15 protein-coding genes and 1 tRNA gene are annotated in these 19,730 nt (G+C 48.2%); 5 read left to right on the top strand and 11 right to left on the bottom strand.

What is annotated here, in order from left to right:
• Nucleotides 1-10 precede the first annotated feature (10 nt).
• A complete protein-coding gene (locus HMPREF9194_RS03170) occupies nt 11-1,141 on the bottom strand; it encodes a pyridoxal phosphate-dependent aminotransferase (protein ID WP_016524927.1) in 1,131 nt (376 codons plus the stop codon).
• Between the two features lie 121 nt (nt 1,142-1,262).
• The gene (locus HMPREF9194_RS03165; protein ID WP_016524926.1) at nt 1,263-2,075 is read right to left on the bottom strand and encodes an Rpn family recombination-promoting nuclease/putative transposase; all 813 of its coding nucleotides are present in this window, start codon (nt 2,073-2,075) and stop codon (nt 1,263-1,265) included.
• 189 nt (nt 2,076-2,264) lie between these two features.
• On the opposite strand from HMPREF9194_RS03165, the gene HMPREF9194_RS03160 reads away from it, so the two are divergent.
• Together HMPREF9194_RS03160 and HMPREF9194_RS03155 are read left to right on the top strand one after the other, a co-directional pair.
• Nucleotides 2,265-4,229 carry a hypothetical protein gene (locus HMPREF9194_RS03160; RefSeq protein WP_016524925.1) on the top strand — a complete coding sequence of 655 codons (1,965 nt, stop codon included), beginning with the start codon at nt 2,265-2,267 and terminating at the stop codon, nt 4,227-4,229.
• A 100-nt stretch (nt 4,230-4,329) separates the two neighbouring features.
• Nucleotides 4,330-4,755, top strand: a complete 426-nt coding sequence (locus tag HMPREF9194_RS03155) for a single-stranded DNA-binding protein (protein ID WP_016524924.1) — start codon at nt 4,330-4,332, stop codon at nt 4,753-4,755.
• A gap of 154 nt (nt 4,756-4,909) precedes the next feature.
• Here the strand turns inward: HMPREF9194_RS03155 and HMPREF9194_RS03150 are convergent, their stop codons facing one another.
• A complete protein-coding gene (locus HMPREF9194_RS03150; protein ID WP_040846534.1) occupies nt 4,910-7,150 on the bottom strand; it encodes a peptidase U32 family protein in 2,241 nt (746 codons plus the stop codon).
• Nucleotides 7,151-7,392: 242 nt separating this feature from the next.
• Here HMPREF9194_RS03150 and HMPREF9194_RS03145 point away from each other — a divergent pair.
• From HMPREF9194_RS03145 to HMPREF9194_RS03135, 3 genes are all read left to right on the top strand, one after another.
• Nucleotides 7,393-7,479: transfer RNA gene (locus tag HMPREF9194_RS03145), tRNA-Leu, on the top strand.
• A 57-nt stretch (nt 7,480-7,536) separates the two neighbouring features.
• Nucleotides 7,537-9,288, top strand: a complete 1,752-nt coding sequence (locus tag HMPREF9194_RS03140; RefSeq protein WP_016524922.1) for an ABC transporter ATP-binding protein — start codon at nt 7,537-7,539, stop codon at nt 9,286-9,288.
• Nucleotides 9,281-11,176: an ABC transporter ATP-binding protein gene (locus tag HMPREF9194_RS03135; RefSeq protein WP_016524921.1), complete on the top strand. Its 1,896-nt coding sequence runs from the start codon at nt 9,281-9,283 to the stop codon at nt 11,174-11,176. The genes HMPREF9194_RS03140 and HMPREF9194_RS03135 overlap by 8 nt, the downstream gene beginning before the upstream one ends.
• A gap of 52 nt (nt 11,177-11,228) precedes the next feature.
• Here HMPREF9194_RS03135 and HMPREF9194_RS03130 read toward each other — a convergent pair whose 3' ends face one another.
• From HMPREF9194_RS03130 to ispH, 8 genes are read right to left on the bottom strand one after another with little or no spacing between them, the layout of a single operon-like run.
• A complete protein-coding gene (locus HMPREF9194_RS03130; protein ID WP_016524920.1) occupies nt 11,229-15,161 on the bottom strand; it encodes an adenylate/guanylate cyclase domain-containing protein in 3,933 nt (1,310 codons plus the stop codon).
• 22 nt (nt 15,162-15,183) lie between these two features.
• Nucleotides 15,184-15,699 (bottom strand): hypothetical protein, encoded by a 516-nt coding sequence (locus HMPREF9194_RS03125; protein ID WP_016524919.1) that lies wholly within the window; start codon nt 15,697-15,699, stop codon nt 15,184-15,186.
• A complete protein-coding gene (locus HMPREF9194_RS12255) occupies nt 15,696-15,869 on the bottom strand; it encodes a hypothetical protein (RefSeq protein WP_016524918.1) in 174 nt (57 codons plus the stop codon). Before HMPREF9194_RS12255 ends, HMPREF9194_RS03125 begins: the two co-directional genes overlap by 4 nt.
• Nucleotides 15,866-16,234 (bottom strand): YraN family protein, encoded by a 369-nt coding sequence (locus tag HMPREF9194_RS03120; RefSeq protein WP_016524917.1) that lies wholly within the window; start codon nt 16,232-16,234, stop codon nt 15,866-15,868. The genes HMPREF9194_RS12255 and HMPREF9194_RS03120 overlap by 4 nt, the downstream gene beginning before the upstream one ends.
• On the bottom strand, nt 16,221-17,423 hold the full coding sequence (locus HMPREF9194_RS03115; protein ID WP_016524916.1) for an HD-GYP domain-containing protein: 1,203 nt from the start codon (nt 17,421-17,423) through the stop codon (nt 16,221-16,223). Before HMPREF9194_RS03115 ends, HMPREF9194_RS03120 begins: the two co-directional genes overlap by 14 nt.
• Nucleotides 17,410-17,685, bottom strand: a complete 276-nt coding sequence (locus tag HMPREF9194_RS03110; protein ID WP_016524915.1) for an EscU/YscU/HrcU family type III secretion system export apparatus switch protein — start codon at nt 17,683-17,685, stop codon at nt 17,410-17,412. The genes HMPREF9194_RS03115 and HMPREF9194_RS03110 overlap by 14 nt, the downstream gene beginning before the upstream one ends.
• Complete coding sequence (locus tag HMPREF9194_RS03105; RefSeq protein WP_016524914.1) at nt 17,682-18,809, bottom strand: hypothetical protein; 1,128 nt, start codon at nt 18,807-18,809, stop codon at nt 17,682-17,684. Before HMPREF9194_RS03105 ends, HMPREF9194_RS03110 begins: the two co-directional genes overlap by 4 nt.
• Complete coding sequence (gene ispH, locus HMPREF9194_RS03100) at nt 18,806-19,723, bottom strand: 4-hydroxy-3-methylbut-2-enyl diphosphate reductase (RefSeq protein WP_016524913.1); 918 nt, start codon at nt 19,721-19,723, stop codon at nt 18,806-18,808. Before ispH ends, HMPREF9194_RS03105 begins: the two co-directional genes overlap by 4 nt.
• Between the last annotated feature and the right edge of the window lie 7 nt (nt 19,724-19,730).

Raw genomic sequence — 19,730 nt, 5'->3', positions numbered from 1 at the left:
ATAAAAAGCGCTACAATTTTGTCATTACGGCCGCAAGCGAGCGCATGTGCTCCTGCGTTCCTATCGTAATGCGCACAAAGTCGTCCGTCGCTTTTCCGGCAAAATGGCGCACCAAAAAGCCTTGAGTTTTCAGCGCTTCGTACACTTGAGCGCCGGAAAGCCGCGCCTTCCCTTCAAGACCGCCTTTTTTAACCATAACGAAATTTGTCCGCGAAGGCAATACCGTCCAGCCCGCCTTTTGCAAAATACGGCTGAAAGCGTCCCGTTCGCTGCAAATGCGCGAACAAGTGCCGGCATAATAGCGCCAGTTTTTGCACACCGAAGAAGCGGCGCATTGGGTAAGCGCATCGACAGGAAAATGGTTAAAACTGTTTTTTGTTTTTTTCAGCGCATCGATTGCGTCGGGGTGCGCGACACAAAAACCCAAACGCATACCGGCAAAGGCAAACGATTTGGAAAACGTGCGCACGATTATGAGATTTTTATATGTTTGCAGCAAGGGCAAAGCAGTCGCTTCGGAAAAATCGGCATAGGCTTCGTCGATAACGACCGCAAACCGGCCGTCCGCGGCGCGAAGAATCTTTTCGATTTGTTCAATCGATAAAGCGATGCCCGTCGGCGCATTGGGATTCGCGCATATAAAACCGCCGCAGGGCTGCTCGAACAGCGAAAGCACTGCGTCCGTATCGATCGACCAATCGTCTTTGAGCGCAAAACGTTGCAGCGGAATGCCGTAGTAGCCTGCGTAGACGGGATAAAAACTGTACGTATATTCGGGCGCCAAAAGCGGTTTATCGGAATCAAAAAACGCATAAAAAACGAACGACAGCGCTTCGTCGGAACCGTTGCCGCAAAAAATCATATCTTCGGTAAGGGAGAACGGAAGCGGTTGCGCTTTATTCAACACGCCGCCGGATTCGTTGAGCATCGAAGCGATTGCGCGCCGCAAACCGACCGATTCGGGGTCGGGGTACAGCGCCGTGCGTTCTCCGTGTTCGCGCAAAAAAGAGGCCGCGTCGTTCAGCACGTCGGGACAAGGCGGATACGGATTTTCGTTGGCGTTCAGTTTTATATAATCGCGATCCGTAAGCTGCTCGCCGGGCACATAGGGAGACAGATTTTTAAGCCGCCGGGAAAACATGGCACCTCCGCTTTGCCGACAGCCCGTCCGGCATTAATCGGCGTATTTATAGTATGCAATGAGGCTTTGCGCGTCAAGAGCAGGCGCAAACGATTTGTTTTGATTGTACAAAGCCTAATTTTTAAACGGTTTCCACTTCTTGTTTGCTGAGACCGGTAACTTGCATTATTTTTTGGACAGAGTCACCCAGTTGCTTTAAAATACGCGCTGTTTCGAGCGCTTTTTGGTAGGCACCCTTGTGTACACCTTTTTCAAAGCCGATTTTCTCGCCGGCCATGAGTAAGTCATCTTTATGAATATTCAATGACATATACAAACTCCTAAACCTTTCATTGTTTTTAGTCGTTTCAACAAGCGCATCGATATTCTGCGTAAAGCTGCTTGTTGCCTGTTTTTCGCACAGATACCGCAGCAGCGCATGCAATTCATCGTCTTTTTCTTTACCGTATGCACTCGCATTATAAAACACTTTTGCCGTTTTGTCTGTAAGAGAAAGGCCGCTTTCTTCTCTACACGTGTTTTCAAAGGTATATACGGGAAGTCCTTTATCAAACGGATCCTGTGTACAAATAAAGATAACATAGCTCTCTTTGAGTTCCGCATAACTTTGACCGCGCAGTAAACAATCTACGTCCATGAGGCTTTGATAGTACCGTGTGCGCTTTGGAAGGTCGGGATGGGCGGACGTCTGTATTTCGATATCGAATACACGGGAAGGCTCGGCGACATAAACGTCGAGGCGAATGCCTTTGCTTTCGTAAAACGGGGCTATTGTCTTTTGCAAAGACGGGTATTCAATCTTGCCGACTTTGATATGCAGTAAGCGTTCAAGCACGCCTTTACAAATAGGTTTGTTTTTCATTATTGTGCCGAACATAAAATCATCGGTAAAAGTCAGCTCCTCTACGCTTTTATGACGGGGAAGAAAATCCATACGCGCCTCCACGGAATATAGTTTGAGAAGGTAACCTCTCATCTATGTTATAGGCGCAGAGAATATAAAAATAAGATATGGGAAACCTGATTTTACCGAAACAAGCAAAATCCGAAATTTATGCAAATAATCGCGCATATAACAAAGGCGCATATTGCAAAGTTTTAATATTACTGTATAATTCAACTGATGACCGATAAAGTAAATATGTTGACATTGCTGAAGCTTTTTGCTCAGCGCCAAAATCATGCCCTTATTTCCTTCGCCGAATTTTGCACCTATATGCAGTATTATGCGCAGCGGCATTTGCATGAAGTACCGGAACTGGTTATTTTTTTAAAGAATACCGAATCCTCTTTACAAAAATATTTAAATAAGCTTGAAACGGAACGTTCGATTATGATCGTAAATGCCGACAGCCCGCAAAAGGGAATCGTCGTCATTCCGTTTTTTGTCGATAAATACGCAAACCGCTACCGGGAAATACTGAACAATCCGGCAATCCCCTACCCGCTTATAACCGATTTGCCGGCGCACACGCCGCTCGAAATCGTCGACCGGCAGCAGGCATCGACTCTTTTAACGCGTCTTTTCGACGAAACGCAGGAAAACGAAAAAGCGGGAAAGCTTGCCGAAAAAAGGGAAGAAAAGCCGACATTGTACGGTCTTATGCTGCCGCGCGATATGCCGGTTATACTTTTTCCGTCGGCAACATCGGTCAATATTTTATTCGATATCGCGATGGCAAAGATTCGGCAAATGCTGCGCAAAGAAGAATACCACGATTATTTTTTGAAAAAACTGCGCGTAACGAATCCGGGAAAAGATATTTCCATTAAATCCTTTTTTACACAATTCATCCAGCGCCCGATGGAAGCTATGGAATCGATCAAGAATTCCGGCGAAGTGTTTTATTTTTGGGGGCAGCTGTGTTTTTTTATCAGACAGGACTACGAAAAGGTAAAGGATTACACGCAGGAAGACATCAGCATTTTGCAAAGCATTTACTTAACCGAAATCGCAATCAATTATTTTAAAAATAAATCCCAGCAGCTCCAGCAGCGCGACGCGGCTTTGCGCATTTTGGAACAGCTTTTGGAAAAACCGCCGTACTATTTCAATAAAGAAAGCATTCAGGGCTTTTCGGATTCCACGGGTCGCAGGCTCTTAGGGCAATACAGCGAAAAGGATTTGAACGATTTTTTGCATACAAAGACAACGGCGTTCTCCGACAACAATTTACCCGAGTTGCTCACATTCAAACTTCATACGGGAGAATATTACTATATAACAAAGTCGAAGGTTATTCCGTTAATTATACGCTTGTGCAACGATGCGCGCGAAACGATAAAGGACAATTTAACGAAAGAATGGTTTACGCTGTATAAAAAGTTCGACAGCGTGCCTGCGATGAACGACCGCAAAGCCTTCGAAAAGCGGCTTGAGCAGGAGCTTTTAACCCGCGCTCCGATTTTGTACGCGCTTTTGCATTCGAACTTTTTGTCGCTCATCTACTACGAAACGCTCATTTCAAAAGAAATATCAAAAAATACGCTCAATCTGTTTGCCGACGGCAAGCTGCTTCCGTACAGCGAACTGCTGATGCTTTCGCGCTCGGAAATCGTTACCGACGCAAAGATTATGTTGCCGTTTTGGTATACTATGCCGCCCATATCGTGGATAGCGGCTCTTGTATTGCGCCCGCGCAGAAAAACCAAAAAGCACGCTGCGGAGGTACCGGCCGATACGCCGGTCGAAACGACCTTTGTCGAACTGCAGGATAATCAATCGTTCGGGAACCCGGTACGGGCCGCGCGGCGCAGAGAATTCCGTTCGGCTGCCGAGGAAGCCGAAAAAACATTGATTCCGCCCGGTTCGACGCTGGATCGGGAATTAGCTTCGTATATCAATCAATGGAATCCGCTTTTGGACAAGCAGCTGCGGGCGAATCTCACCGAAGACGTCAATTCGCTCATACGGGACTATATGCGCAGAACGATCAGAACGCTTAAAGCTTCGAACTTTACCGTTGAGCGCATACAAAACCTGGCCGCGATTTTGCTAAAAACGTCGGCACTGCAAAAGTTAAAAGACAAAGATGCGCTTCAAATGTACGTTACGCTGTATATCATTCGGCTCGTAAAAAACGGATAATTTTTTCAAAAATCGACAAAAAATATCTGTTTTTTTTGCCGCCTCCGCCTATCATGTTTATATCCGGCCGGAACAAAGAAAACATTTGCGGAGGTTTAGCATGAATTCACTTAATTCCATTATTCTTGAAGGCAATATTGTCCAAGAACCGGTTTTGCGCGAAACGGCGAAAGGCACCAAGGTGTGTTCCTTTTCCGTTATGTGCATGCGCACGTATAAGCAGGACGAAACTTACGAAAAAGAAATTTCGTTTTTCGACATTGACGCGTGGGGAAAATTGGCCGAATTGAGCATAAAAAACGCAACAAAAGGCAGGGGCGTGCGCGTCGTAGGCCGGCTCAAACAAAGCCGTTGGGTCGACGCCGAAGACAAAAACCGCGCCAAAGTTTCGATTATCGCCGAACACATAGAATTTAAGCCGGTGTTTAAAAAGCCGGCGAACGGCAAGGATGAAAGCGGGGAAGAAATCGCAAAAGAAGCGGCGGCACTTAAAGAACCCGAATATGAAGAGGTTTCGACCTTTTAGAAATCGTACTTCGTTGCTGCGTTAAAAAAGAGGCGGTACGGAATCAGGGCGGGGACCGGGGCTGTCGAAAAACTTCAGTTTAAAGTAGCAAACTTTTGAGGCGGCGCCGGTTCCCTTGATTTCGTATGCAAAAAATTGTTTGCAAAATATCCGCTTACCGTTTTATCTTTATACCTTTTGTATCGGTTTTTAAAGGAAGCGCCGAATAAAAGCCGTCTTTCCAGTTAAAGCGGCTCGTGTCCGGCAGCGCTTCGCCCTTGTATAAGGCGCGCATAAGAACTTTTATGTCGGCTCTGCGCACGGCCGTTTTCGACATATCGATTAAAAAGCGCGAAAAGCCGATTTTGCGCAAATGCTGCATGCGGTCGATAATCGAAAACGGCTGTTCGGGCATTACAAAAGAACCGTCGGGAGTGGAAAGCGCACGGAACATCATGCCTTCTTTATCGGCAAACCAGCTGAAGTCGTACGATTCGGGCAACGTGAAGCGCATGCGGAACAGTGCGGGATACGAAAACAGACAAATCATCATGCGTGAGCGCTGGGTTCCTTCAAAAATCGCTTCGAGATTTTTCAAGCTCGTTTCGTAGCTCATGATAAACGCGTCGATATTTTGATTTTCGAGCCAGGATACGGCCCAGCGGTTAAAAGTATATAAATACGACCCGCCGATTATGCGGACGTTTTTATTTTTGAGCAACGCGATATGAGCCGGATTGTTGACAACCCACTGTGTAAAGCCTAAAGCGCTCAGCGCTTCGATGTCGTTTTCCAAAACGGTTTGCGTTTTCGGCGGGCAAAAAGGGTCGAGCGAAATAAAAACCTGTTTTTTCCCGCACGGCAGCGCTTCTTTTTTGTCGATGAGCGAGCGGCGCGTTTCGGTATTCAATTCAATAATAAAGCGCACCGGATGTTCGGGGGCAACGGCATACAAATCGGAAACGGTGCTCACCTGTATGTACGTGCCTTCGGGAAAAAAGCTTAAAGTTTCTTTTTGCAAAGGCGTCAAATCAAGCACGGGAAGGCGCTCTCCTCCGGGCTGCAAACGGAACTGCGACAAGTCGGAAGCGAGCACGCGTTTATAGCGCTTGGACATCGATTTGGTTTGCAAAAGATACACCGAATCTCCGCGCGAAGCATCGGCGGGAACGCTTATCCACGATTCCTGCCTGTCCTTTGCGTTTGCGAATTTTTTGACGCTTTGTACCTTATAGCTGACGCGCCCCGAATCGTCTTTTTTATGAATGCGGATCGAATCGCCCGATTCGGGGTCGTAGGAGCCGCCTTTTAAAAGCGCGAACTTTTGTACGGCGCCGCTGCCCGAACCGGTACCGGCCAAAGCCGAACCGCTTAAACCTGTCGCGGATACACCGGCATTGTCCGAACCTGCATCAGCTGCGCCGGATAACTCGGCTTTGGCGGAAGGTTCTGCAGCCTTTTCCGTGCGCACGGCGTCTATCTTGCCTAAATAAATTCCGGTGCCGCCCGCCTGATCCGGGTTAAGGAATTTTGAAGAGTCGGCGCCGTCGAATAAAAAGTGCGTTTTTGCGCGGGCAAAATCCGTTGCAAGCATGCGCTTGCCGGCTGCTACGGCGCCTTCTTTGTCTTCCCGCCAATGATCAAGCACATAGCGGTAGGCGGCCGTAACGCTTCCGACATATTCGGCGCTTTTCATCCTGCCTTCGATTTTAAAAGAATCGACGCCGGTTTCCGCGAGGAAGGGAATGCGGTCGATAAGCTGCAAATCGTTCGGCGAAAAATAATAGCCCTTTTCTTTTGCGCCCGCGCCCGATTCGGTTTCGTAATAGCGCCGGCATGCCTGCGTACACATGCCGCGGTTCGCCGACTTTCCGCCCAAATAGCTGGAAAACAGGCACAGCCCCGATTCGCTGACGCACAGCGCGCCGTGAACGAACACTTCCAATTCGGAAGCGGTATTGTGCCGTATGCTGCGGATTTCTTCGCCCTGCAGTTCGCGCGCAAGAACGACGCGCTTTATACCTTCTTTGCTCAGCAGGTTTACCGCGGCCGCGCTCGAAGCGTTCATCTGCGTAGAAGCGTGCATCACCAAGCGCGGGAAAAATTCCTGCACCATGCGCACAACGCCGAAATCCTGTACGAGGATCGCATCGGGGCCGATCTTGTCCAAATACGACAAAAAGCGGTACAAACGCTCCGTTTCGCTTTCTTCGACCACGGTATTGACCGTTACGTATATTTTTTTACCGAGTTTGTGAACGGCCTGCACCGCCGATTCGAATTGATTCCATGCAAAATTGGAAGAGCGAAGCCGCGCGTTAAAACTTTTGAGTCCCAAATAAACCGCGTCGGCGCCCTCGCCTATCGCCGCGTCCAATGCTTCCGTGTTTCCCGCAGGAGCAAGTAATTCCGCCATAATGCGTATAGTATACAAAAAAAAGCGTAAAAAGAACAGGGGACGCAGCAAATGCGGTATAATTCGGTAATCGGTATAACGGTGAATAAATAAAAGCCGGTGTCGACAAGAACGAAAATCGGGATTAGGATTGCATATCCGCATGCGGGCAAAGGTTTTGCCGTATTCATCATTTTTTTACCGCATTGACAACACTTCGCTTTTTCTGATAGTATGTATACGCTTATAAAACAAAAAAATCCGCCGGGATGGTGGAATAGGTAGACACAAGGGACTTAAAATCCCTCGGCAATTTAAACGCCGTGCCGGTTCGATTCCGGTTCCCGGCAAAAGGACTGTTTTCAAAGCCCACGCTTTTGACAGTCCTTTTTTTATAAGGAAACCGCATGATTAAAACGCTTATAAAAAGTCTGCGCGAACACAAAAAAGGCTCTTTGATTACAATTATTTTATCGGCTTCGGAAGTGGTTTTTGAAATCGTTATTCCGCTGTGCATGTCCGGCTTAATCGATTACGGCATCGATACGGGAACCATGGCAAAGGTGTGGACTTACGGTGCCGCGCTGTTCATATTTGCGCTCTTGCAGCTTACGACGGGAATCGGCGCCGCGCGCATCGGCGCAAAAGCCGCCGCGGGCTTTGCCGCAAACCTCAGGCAGGATATGTACGACAACGTGCAAACCTTCGCGTTTTCGAATATCGATAAATTTTCTTCGGCTTCAATCGTAACGCGGCTTACGACCGACGTAACCAATCTGCAAAACGCATACCAAATGCTCATACGGCTTGCAATACGCGGGCCGGTTATGATGATTTTTTCGATGTGCGTATCCTTCAGCATCAACAAAGAAATCTCGCTTATATTCCTTGCCGTGATTCCGGTACTTGCCCTGCTTTTGGGTTTGATTATCCGCGCGGTAATTCCCGTTTTCCGCACAGTGTTCCGTAGCTATGACGAATTGAACAACATCGTTCAGGAAAACATAAAAGGAATCCGCGTCGTAAAAACCTTCAATCAGGAAACATACGAAACACGCAAATTCAAAGCGGTATCGAAAACAATCTACGAGCTGTTTTCAAAGGGCGAACGCTTCATCAGCTTTACCTCTCCGCTCATGCAGCTGTGCATGTACGTTTGTATGATTCTCATTTCGTGGATCGGCGCAAAGGCGATTGTCGCAAGCGGGAACGACGCATCGCTCGGGCTGACCACCGGCGAACTGACGGCCCTCATCACTTATTCCATTCAGATTTTAATGAGCTTGATGATGCTTTCCATGGTTTTTGCGATGATTACGATTTCCGGGTCTTCCGCGTCGCGCATTGTCGAAATTTTAAATGAAAAAGCCGATATCACAAGCCCCGAAAATCCGGTTACGGAAGTTGCGGACGGAAGCATCCGCTTCGACCACGTATCGTTCAGGTACAACCGAAAGGCCGACGAAAATGTTTTAAAGGACATCGATTTTACGATAGAATCGGGACAAACCGTCGGCATTATCGGCGGAACGGGTTCGGCAAAAACAACCCTTGTTCAGCTGATTCCGCGCTTATACGACGTGAGCGAAGGCGCTTTGTACGTCGGCGGCAAAAACGTACGCTCCTACGATTTGAACGCTTTGCGCGGCGCGGTTGCGATGGTGTTGCAAAAAAACGAATTGTTTTCCGGCACGATTAAAGAAAACCTGCGCTGGGGCAACGAAAACGCAAGTGACGAAGAATTGGAAAGCGCGTGCCGCGCATCGTGCGCCGACGAGTTTATCCGCGCGATGAGCGACGGCTACGATACGCACATCGAACAGGGCGGCGCCAACGTTTCGGGCGGGCAAAAACAGCGGCTGTGCATTGCGCGCGCTTTGCTCAAAAAACCGAAAATTCTGATTCTCGACGATTCAACGAGCGCGGTCGATACGAAAACCGATGCCCGCATCCGGCAGGCTTTGGCCGACGCTATTCCCGGCACGACGAAAATCATTATCGCGCAGCGCGTAAGTTCGGTGCAGCACGCGGATATGATCCTCGTAATGGACGAGGGAAAAATCAGTGCGGCCGGAACGCACGAAGAATTGCTCGCAAAAAGCGATATTTACCGCGATGTATACCTGTCCCAGCAAAAAGGAAGCGAAGACAATGAATGAACGCGAAAAACAGCATTTTAATCCGGCCGCGTTAAAACGGCTGCTTTCGTACATGAAAGCGTATAAAGGGCGTCTCGTTCTCGTAACGATATGCATCCTGCTCAGCGCCGTTGCGAGTGCGGCGTCTTCTATGTTTTTGAAGACGCTCATCGACGGCTACATTGCGCCGCTTTTAAAAGCCGAAAATCCCGTATTTACGGGACTCCTGCGCGCACTTGCGGCCGTCGGCGCGGTGTACCTTGCAGGCGTGTGTTCTTCTTTGGTGTACAGCCGCACGATGGTAACGATCGCCCAGGGAACGCTGAAAAAAATCCGCGACGAAATGTTTACAAAAATGCAGTACCTTCCCGTGCGCTATTTCGATACCCATACCCACGGCGACATTATGAGCTTGTACACAAACGATACGGACACGCTCAGGCAAATGATTGCGCAGTCGATGGCACAGCTTATTTCGTCGGTTTTTACGATTATAACGGTTTTTTGCTGCATGCTGTACATCAGCGTATGGCTCACAATCCTTGTCTGCGCTGCCTTATTTTTTATCTTGAAGGCAATCAAATTGATTGCGGGAAAAAGCGCCGGTTATTTTATGAAGCAGCAGGAATCTTTGGCAAAACTTGAAAGTTATGTCGAAGAAATGATACACGGACAAAAAGTCATTAAAGTTTTTTGCCGCGAAAAACCGGCAATAAAAGAAATGCGCGAAAAAAACGATACATGGAAACAAAATGCCGGAAGCGCCAACGGATACGCCAACACGATGATGCCGATGATGAACGCCTTGGGTTATGTGCAGTATGTGATTATCGCCGTACTCGGCGCATACATGGCCATAGCGCACATTCCCAATCTCGGCATTTTCGGCATAAACGTAATGACGCTCGGCATGATCGCATCCTTCCTTACCATGTCGCGGAATTTTACAAACCCCATTTCGCAAATCGCCAATCAATTCAATTCGATCGTTACCGCGCTTGCCGGAGCCGCGCGTATTTTCAGCTTTTTGGATGAAGAAAGCGAAAAAGACAACGGCTACGTAACGCTGGTCAACGCGCGCGAAGAAAACGGCGTTTTAACCGAAAGCGAAAACCGCACAGGTCTTTGGGCGTGGAAACATCCGCACGGCGACGGAAGCCTTACCTTTACAAAACTTGAAGGCCGCGTCGTTTTGGATCATGTGGATTTTTCGTACGTGAGCGGCAAGCAGGTTTTGTACGACATTACGCTCTTTGCCGAGCCCGGACAAAAGATCGCCTTTGTCGGCGAAACGGGTGCGGGCAAAACGACCATCACGAATCTTTTAAACCGCTTTTACGACATCGACGACGGAAAAATACGCTACGACGGCATCAATATCAATAAAATAAAAAAAGACGCATTGCGCCGCTCTTTGGGCGTTGTATTGCAGGACGTCAATTTATTTACGGGCACCGTTATGGAAAACATCCGATACGGCAACCCCGAAGCAACGGACGAACAGTGCATCGAAGCGGCAAAACTCGCGAATGCGGACGCCTTTATCCGCATGCTGCCGCAATCCTACGACACGATGCTGAAAAACGGCGGAAGCGGCTTATCGCAGGGCCAGCGCCAGCTTCTTTCCATTGCCCGTGCGGCAGTGTCCGATCCGCCGGTTATGATTCTCGACGAAGCGACTTCTTCGATCGATACGCGGACCGAAGCTTTGGTGCAGGACGGAATGGATAAATTGATGGCCGGACGGACAACCTTCGTCATTGCGCACCGGCTTTCAACCGTCCGCAATTCCGACCACATCATCGTGCTGGACCGCGGCAGGATTATCGAGAGGGGCAGCCACGACGAATTGATTGCACAAAAAGGTACCTACTACGAATTGTACACAGGCGCCTTCGAGATGGAATGACAGCACGCGTGAGCAAGAGAGTGTTCAGGCAATTCGCTTCGCTCATAATCGGTTACATGTCGAAAGTTTCGGGAATTTCGAGCGAAAAGAGTTCGTCTTTTAAAGGCTTTTTTAAGCTTTTCGTATCGATTTTGACGAATTTAAATCCTTCTTTCGAGCGCGCCGTGCCGGCATGATTCAGCGCAGAACCGGACACGAGAATTTCTTTTCCGTAGGTTTTCGTTAAAGATTCCAAACGCATAACCGTATCGACCGCTTCCGACACGGCAACCTGCGACAAACGCTCGGCCGAACCGGTTGTTCCCAAAATAACCTTTCCGTAGTGAATGCCGATTCCGATGCGCAGCGTAATGGGCTTGCCCGTTTTTAAATACTGCATTTTTTGCTGCATTTCGATTGCGCACTGAAAGATATTCGACGTATTGTCGGGAAAAATCGCAATGATGCAGTCGCCCAAATATTTTTCGATAAATCCGCCGTATGTGCGGATAAGCGGAGCAATATTCGTAAAACAGGCGTTGAGCAAATCGAACACTTCTTTGCCGCCGAGCTGTTCCGATATCGGGGTAAAATTGCGTATGTCCGCGCACAAAAGCGTTACATTGCGCGTCGTGTAATTTCCCATTTCGACGTCGGTAATATTGCCTTTTTCCAAAAGGTGCAAAAATTCCTGCGGAACAAAGCGCATATACGACAGGTTTGTTTTTTGCAAACTTTCCGACAGCACTTCTATCGAAGAAGCGGCCTGTTCGTGCCGGATTGCGGCAATAAGGGACTGAAACAATACGAACAAAATAAACGCATACGATAAAAGATGCACGTTTGCATAGGTGCCGCGCGAAAGCTGCGTAATAATCGTATCATATATGGCGGCAAACGAAATAACCGCAACGCCGAGCATGCTTAAAACAATGATTTCCACGCTGCTTTGGCGCAGTTCGGAAAAAATCATAACTAAAATCACGATAATGCTTGCAAACAAATAGACAAGGCAGGGAATCACCAGGTAATTCGCTATAGCGATCGGGGACAGCCACATGGCAAGCCCGATAGCCGCACCGATGATGACAACGATTTTTGCCGCAACGGCCTTTTTTGTTCCCGTTTTCAAATCGGTACTGTATAAAGACATCAAATGCAGCATAAAAAATACCGGAGCGGCAAAAACGGCGGTATAGCTGATTTTCAAATCGAGCGCATACGGTATGGCCGGAACATACAACAGCAAAAGCGAAAAATCGTCGGAAATGCTGCGTAAAAAAACCGTAAAAGCGAAAAACGCAAAATAAAAACTCGGCCAATCGTATTTTCGGAACAAAAATAAAAACAAGTGATACAGCATTATGCTCAGCAAAGCGCCGGCGTAAAAAAAGTTATAATTCAAATTAATCGTAAACCGGTGGCGGATAAAACCTTCTTCGGCAAATGAAAGGCTGCTCCACAAACCGCCGATACGGTACACGTAGTTTGAACAATGAAAAACCAAGTCGACAATGCCGTCCGCATCCGATTCGAGCACGGCGATATCCATGGAGCGGCGGGAGCGCGTTTCTTTATAGTTTACCGAAGGTGTGCCCTGCGAAAAGGCAAGCTTTCCGTTGCAGTATAAATTGCCCGCGGTTCCTATCCGATCGAACATGTACATAGCGTAACGGAAATTCGGCTTAAGGTTTTCGATCCTGATGTGATAGGTTGCGGATCCCTTGCCCCATTTCGCTTCGCGCTCGCCGATAATATCGTTCCATACGGAAGGCACTTTAACGAGGGCATAGGGTTCGGGCTTTGAGGCGGAAGGTTTTGAAGGTTCGGAAGCATTGCCGGAATAAAAAAGTGCCGGATCGATAAATTCGTTCCAATAAAATTCCCACAAACCGGGCAGTTTTATCGAAGCTGAAGCGAGTTTTTCCGGACGCGAAACAAATATTCTTCCCGCCGATAAAACCGCCGTATCGTGAACGGACGCGGCGGATAAAGCTGCGGCGGCGCATAAATAAAATAAAAAAATAAGTCGGCTTTTAAACACTTTCATGTACAACAGGCCCCTTTTTTTCAAGCGATACGCCGGCGCTGTCGCCCGTTTCGAGTTTTTTCGAAATCGTTCGAGCGGCAAACAGTTAAAAAGCAAAACCAATTTTATCCTGCCCTTTACGTGAATGTTTCCCAGCGGAACAAGCGCGATATCGGCGCTCTCAGCCAAATTCGACTTTTCGATCGCTTCCAAAGACGCGAGCACCGGATAATGCAGGGTTTCGGACACGCTTTCGATACGCGCAGCCGTATTTACCGCATCGGATATAACCGTATCGTCCAAGCGGGAAATTTCTCCGATGGTTCCCAAAATCATTTTTCCGTAGTGAATGCCCATCGCCACAAAAACGGGCGGACGGCCGGCCGAGCGGCGGATCTCGTTGAGTTTATCGATTCGTTCCTGTATCTCAAAGCAGCAGTTGATTACGCTTTGCGTTCCGTCGGGGAACAGCGCAATAAGGCCGCGGCTTAAAAATTTGCTTACAAAGCCGCCGTATTGCGGCATAAGCAAAGACACGACCATCGAAAACGTACTGAAAATATCGTACTCTTCTTCCAGCGTGATATCTTGGCTGCCCGCGCGTACGTAAATCTGTGCAAATAAAATGCCCATATCTTTTTGAACATAATCGCCCAATGCAACGTCGGTGATGTCGCGCTTATTCAGCATATCCAAAAACTCGCGCGGAACAAAGCGTATGTACGCGTCGTTGAGTTTTTTTAATTTATGTATGAGTACGACGCGGTCTGAAAACAGTTCGGTTTCCTGCGCGGCAAGGGTAAAGAACTGAACGACGGCAAGTATTAAAACCGCCAAAGGAATATAGCTGTATATAATCGCGCCGTGTACTGCGAGGTACATAATTTCGTGTAAAAGCGCGAGTGCGACGACAAGCACGGACAGCGAATACATGGCGATATGTTTTTCTCTTTTAAAAAATCCCGCAATAAGAATGACGATGCAAAAAACGGCTCCGATGATCGTCGCAATTTCAAAGACCGGCACCAACTTATTTACAATCGAAATCGGCAAACAGACGGTCAGCAAACCGAGTACGGCTTCAAGAATACCGTATGCATAGGTTAAGCGCCGGTACTTGGTCATCCACTTGAACATCGAATACAAAAAGAACAAAAATGCGGGCGGCCCGATCCACAAAACCGAATATTCCATTTTGAATAAAACGCTATACGGAAAATTCTTAAACACCAACGGAAGTATATTGAATCCGGTTATGCCCATACGCAAAAGCAGGGAGAGCAAAAAAAGGCCGAGGTACAAGGGACTGCGCTTTTTTATGTTCAGCGCAAAAATCGTAAAACATACTATGCACAAAAACAACAGCATGGAGCACACAAAAGCGATAATGCCCGCTTCCGTATTATAGTAGCGGTACAGCGCGTCCTGCTCGCCGAAATAAAAGGGAAGCCATATGCCGCCCTTACGATACACGAAATTCGCTACCTGAACGACCAGTTCGGCTTCGCCCGTGTGCGATGAAGTAAAATCGGCATATACGGGCTCATATGCCGGGCGGAACTTTTCGGCGGCATCGGAAACCGTACCGCTTGAGGCAAGCAGTTTTCCGTCGACATATACGGCGCACGAAGACGACGGCGTGGATTTAATATAAAAAGCGTAACGGCAATTCGACTTTAAGCCCTTCAGCACAAGCCGATATGATGCGCAGCCGAAGGCGGTTTCTTCGCCTTTAAATTCGGAATAGGCTTTGTTCCAATTTGAAGGAACGGCAAGACGACATGCAGGTTTCAGATTTTCATTGCCCGCGAGCGTATTGAACAAAATGTCGAAATATACGTCGAACGAGGTTTCCATTACGATAATATCTTTCGAACTTTTCAGCGCGGGATAATACGCGGCGCCTTCTTCTTGAGCAAAAGCTGCAAAGCTCATAAAAAGAAAAGCGGAAAAAACGATTTTTTGAAGTTTTTTCATAGAATTGTATCCCTATATATTTCTATTTAATTTTGCTGTACGCATCGGCGATGTTCGCCCGCCATTCGTATTTTTTATCGCGCGGCTCCCATTCTATAACGCGTTCGATAACAAAACGCGGAGAAGGCAAGCCTGCGGCTGCTACGCCTGCGGCTGCGGCGCCTGCGGCTGCTACGCCTACGGCGGATGTGCCCTGTACGGATGCCGGCACCTTGGAAGATATGACGGCAAAGCGACCCTGCCCGATATACGAAATGCTTTGGCCGGCACTCAGCGTTTCGTGTTCGGCAAGATAATCGAGTACGCAGTCGAAATGGACGGGCTTGTCGGTCGTCCTATCGGCCAAAGCCGAAGCGACATCGGTTACCGGTTTGCCGCAAAAGGAACATTCGACCGGTTCGCCTTCGTACAATTTGATCCGTTCGCTCGGGCGTTCGGTATATTGTCCGCCCGATTTTCTCGGCGCGTCTTTTCGGCGGCGATTATTCCGCCGGCGTCTTTCGTTTTTATGTTGTTTTTCGTCTTTTACATCATTCATATCATTACTTCTCTCAGACGGCAGGATTTCCCGGCAATTTCGCGGCTTAAAATCAAGGCTATACGCTGCACCGCATTATCGACGTACGAATTGTCTTTGATTTTTCGGCGAATTTCCAATATCCTCGGAGGAACATTCTCGGCCGATATTTTTTTTGCAGAAACAGTCATACAAACTCCGAAAAGGCATTTTTTATATGATATACCGGAGGATAGAAAGGCACATCAACAATGAGCACATCAAATCTGATATAGCTGTTACTATATTGTCGATTCTCCAGCAAAAAACGTTTAGCCGTTTCGATAATTTTTTTTTGCTTTATACCGCCGAGCACGTGTTCCACCGTTTCGAGTGTCGAAGCGGGCAAGGTTTTTACTTCGGCAAAAACCAAAGTTTCGTCTTTTTCGGCGATAAGATCGATTTCGCCCCGGCGTGCGCGCCAATTGCGGCATACAATAACGTATCCCTGTTCTTTTAAGTAATTCTCCGCCTTTTTTTCTCCTTCTTTTCCTTTTTGAATATTATCGGTTGACACTGTTTTTATCTTCTTCGGGATTTATCGCGCGCACAATAAGTATCGATTTTTCGCCGTTCAAATCTATAAGTTTACCCGTTTTATCGTCACCGGCCGAAGATGATTTGATGATCTGCACCGACGGAACAAAGGGCGCATCGGGATTGTTCGACACAACCTGCGCTATCGAAGAATCGTTCAGCAGTACGAATGTCCCCGGCGGATACAATCCGACCGCGCGCACAAAGGCTTTTAAAACGCCCGAATCGAATTTTTTATCTTTTTCGTCGAGCAGTTTTTTGACCGCATCGTAAGCAAGTATGCCCTGCCCCGCAGGTTCCGGGGTAATCATCGAATAAAAATCGCAGCAAACGGCAAGCACTCTGGCTCCCTGATCGATTTCCTGAGCTTTGCGCCCTTCGGGCGAACCGGTTCCGTCCCATCGTTCGTACCGCTGCGAAAACGCGGAAATAACTTCGCGCGGATACATAAGCGTGCCTGCGGCAAAGTTTACCGTTTTTTGCAGGCATTCGCGCAAAAGTTCGTTTTTGTTTATATTGAGCACGGCAATTTTTTGCACGGAAGCCGGCGCTTTTACGAGCAAGGCGGCGTAATCGGACATTTCCAAACTGTGCAAAAAAGCGGCCGATATACAGTGAATAAGCGCACGCTGCGGAAGATCCGTTTCCCGTGCAAGTACGGCACAAAGAACCGCCGTATCGACTGCCGCAAGCGGATAAAAAGGAGTTTTTTCGAACTTGCAAAACACGCAGGTAAGCGCAAAGTTTTTGTCGTCGGTTACCAATTTATACAGCAGTTTGATACTGTCGTCTATTAATGTTTTGTCGGCCGGTTTGTTTTCTTTATAATCGGCAAAAAACTTTTGCATGTTTTTTACGGCTTTGGAATAGAATTTCCACAAGGAAACATCGGTAAGCTTTTTACGCACGATATTTAAAAACGAAAAAGTATCCTGCTCAAGTTCTTCCAGCTCTTCCAATTCTTCGGCTTCGGCTTCGACAACCGGATCCGGACCGAGCAGTTTACCGTATGTTACGACAAACGGAATCGACCAGCGCGAAAGGACGCTTACGTGAAAGGGCGTTACGGGCTTTTTTTCGGCCAAAAACATATTTTTGCCGTCGTCAAAAAAGACCGGCGCGGAAAAACGCATCCCTTCTTTCACATCTTCGCTTCTAATTGTTTCCATAGGTTTCATTCTCTTTTAAAAAACAAAACACCGCAGCGAGGACTCGGTATGTTTCCGGCGGTATACAACTGCCGACTTCCTGCATTGAAAGTATGTGCGCCGTTTCCGGTTCCGAAACGATCGGAATACTCAATTCGGAAGCCAAATCCGTCATAACTTCGGCAAGTCTTCCCGTTCCCTTGCACGCAATAAAGGGGGCGGGAAAACCTTCAGGATAACGCAAAGCGACGGCCGTTTTTTTATCGGCGTTTTGTTTGTTCATGCGCGCGCCTCTGCAAAAGAAAGATCCGGTGCTCCCGTAAAACACCCGAAGCGGCACATGTCTTCGCGGTAATGCACCGCAAGATCGGCTATGCCGGCCATCGACGTTTCCAACAAGCCGCCGAACTTCATCGCTTCAAAGTTCGATGCGGCAGGCGTTATGCAATAATCGATTATTAAACGTATTTTGTTATCCGTATTTGTCTTTCCTTTAAATGATATCACGAAATAATAATTTCTTACAGAAGAAAAAGCCGAAATCAGCATTTTTTCCGTTTTTTTTTCTTCAAGATTTAGAGAAAGTCTAATAACTCCATTAAAACATGTACTATTTATACAATATTCGAAGGGCAAAACAAGCCAATGCTTATCTTCGCTTTTATAATGATTTAAAAACGACAGCAAACCGAAAGGTAAAGATAAGAGTTTCGAAGCATTTTCGTATACAAAAGGCAAAAAATTGCCCGCGCTCCCGCCTTCGTTTTGCGCGAGCGCGGAAAAACTGCCGGAAGAATTTTCGTTTGAATTTTGCTTTCCGTTCAATATATCTAAAAGATATAAAACCATGTTCTCGTCGGCTTCCAGTCCTTTTTGCAGCAAAAACAGCGCAATTTCGGCGGCATCTTCTTCGCGGCCTTTAAAACGCTTGGCGATCGCGCGCGCCTTTAAAGCGAGGCGGCCGTCAAAACGAATGCCGTTTTCCTGAAAAAACTGCACCGAGCGGAACGAAACGTCATCGAACGGAAGGCCGAGCTGCTCCAAAAAAGCGGAAAGTTTTTCGCCGCCGACTTCGTGCAGCGAGGAAAAGCGGCGAACGCCCGTACCGCCTTCGCCGGCTGAACCGCCTTCCGGGAATGCGGCCGAAAACGGCGAAAGTCGGCGGGGCACCAGCAGCACTTGCCCCTTTTCGACCTTAACGTCGGCGCGGAACGCGCTGCCTATGCCGAGCGCTTGGCGCGACAGTACGCTGAAGCGCCTGCCGGCAAAGGAAACGGTATAACGCCCGCCGTCCTCGGCGGCAAGCACGCGCACAAAAACGCTGCTTCCTTCGGCTATGCCGCCCGGCCCCGCTTCCGAAGGAGAAACGATCGAAATCGACGCATACGGATTTATCGCGGGATTCATTCGCCGCCCTTTTTCATCACGCAGTTTTTTGTTAAACGGTTTTCCACTCCGCTGATTACGTCGTCGGGTGTCGAAGCACCGGCGGTTATGCCCACAACTTTCATGCGGAAAAATTCGGCCGGAATTTCGTCGGGGGTTTCTATGTGCGCGGCATGAGGACACAGTTCTTGTGCGGTTTGGAACAAGCGCTTGGTATTTGCCGAATTTTTCCCGCCGACGACGATAACGCCGTCAACTTTATCGCACAATTCTTTGAGCGCGTCCTGCCGTTCTTTTGTCGCCGGACATATCGTATCGAACACTTTTATCGAAGGGTTCGCCGCGCACAATATGCGCCGGATCGCTTCGTATTCTTCAAGGCCGGCCGTCGTTTGGCTTATGAGGATCGCTTTGGAATCGGCAAAACCTTCGCTTTGCGCAAGAAGTTTCGCGTCGGCTTCGTTTTGAACGATAACGCATTCGGCGCCCTGCAGCTCGGCTTCTCCGACAAGCGCGGCGACTTCGCCGTGGCTTTTATCGCCGGCTATGATTATTGTGTATTTTTGCGCGGCGTAATCGGAAACCCGTTTTTGATTTACCAATACGCGCGGACAGGTCGCGTCTTCTATACGGATGGCGGCATTTTGCAGTTTTTTCCGTATAGCCGGCGGCACCCCGTGCGCCCGTATAATCGCGACGCGCTTTTTATGTCCGGCATCGGACGGTTCGCCGCAAATCGTTTCCAACGATGCCGAATCGAGCAATAAAAGTCCGCGCTCGTATAAGGGCTTCAGCGCCGTTTTATTATGTATAAGCGGTCCGAGGCTGTACACTTCGCAATCGGCATAATCGGTCAAAGCGTTTTCCGCAGCCCGTATCGCGCGGCGCACGCCCATGCAGCAGCCGAGCACCGAAGCGCGTATCACCTTACTCATGCGCAAA

The organism is Treponema maltophilum ATCC 51939, from assembly GCF_000413055.1.
Lineage (GTDB): Bacteria > Spirochaetota > Spirochaetia > Treponematales > Treponemataceae > Treponema_C > Treponema_C maltophilum.
This window is presented reverse-complemented; position numbering and strand designations above follow the sequence as displayed.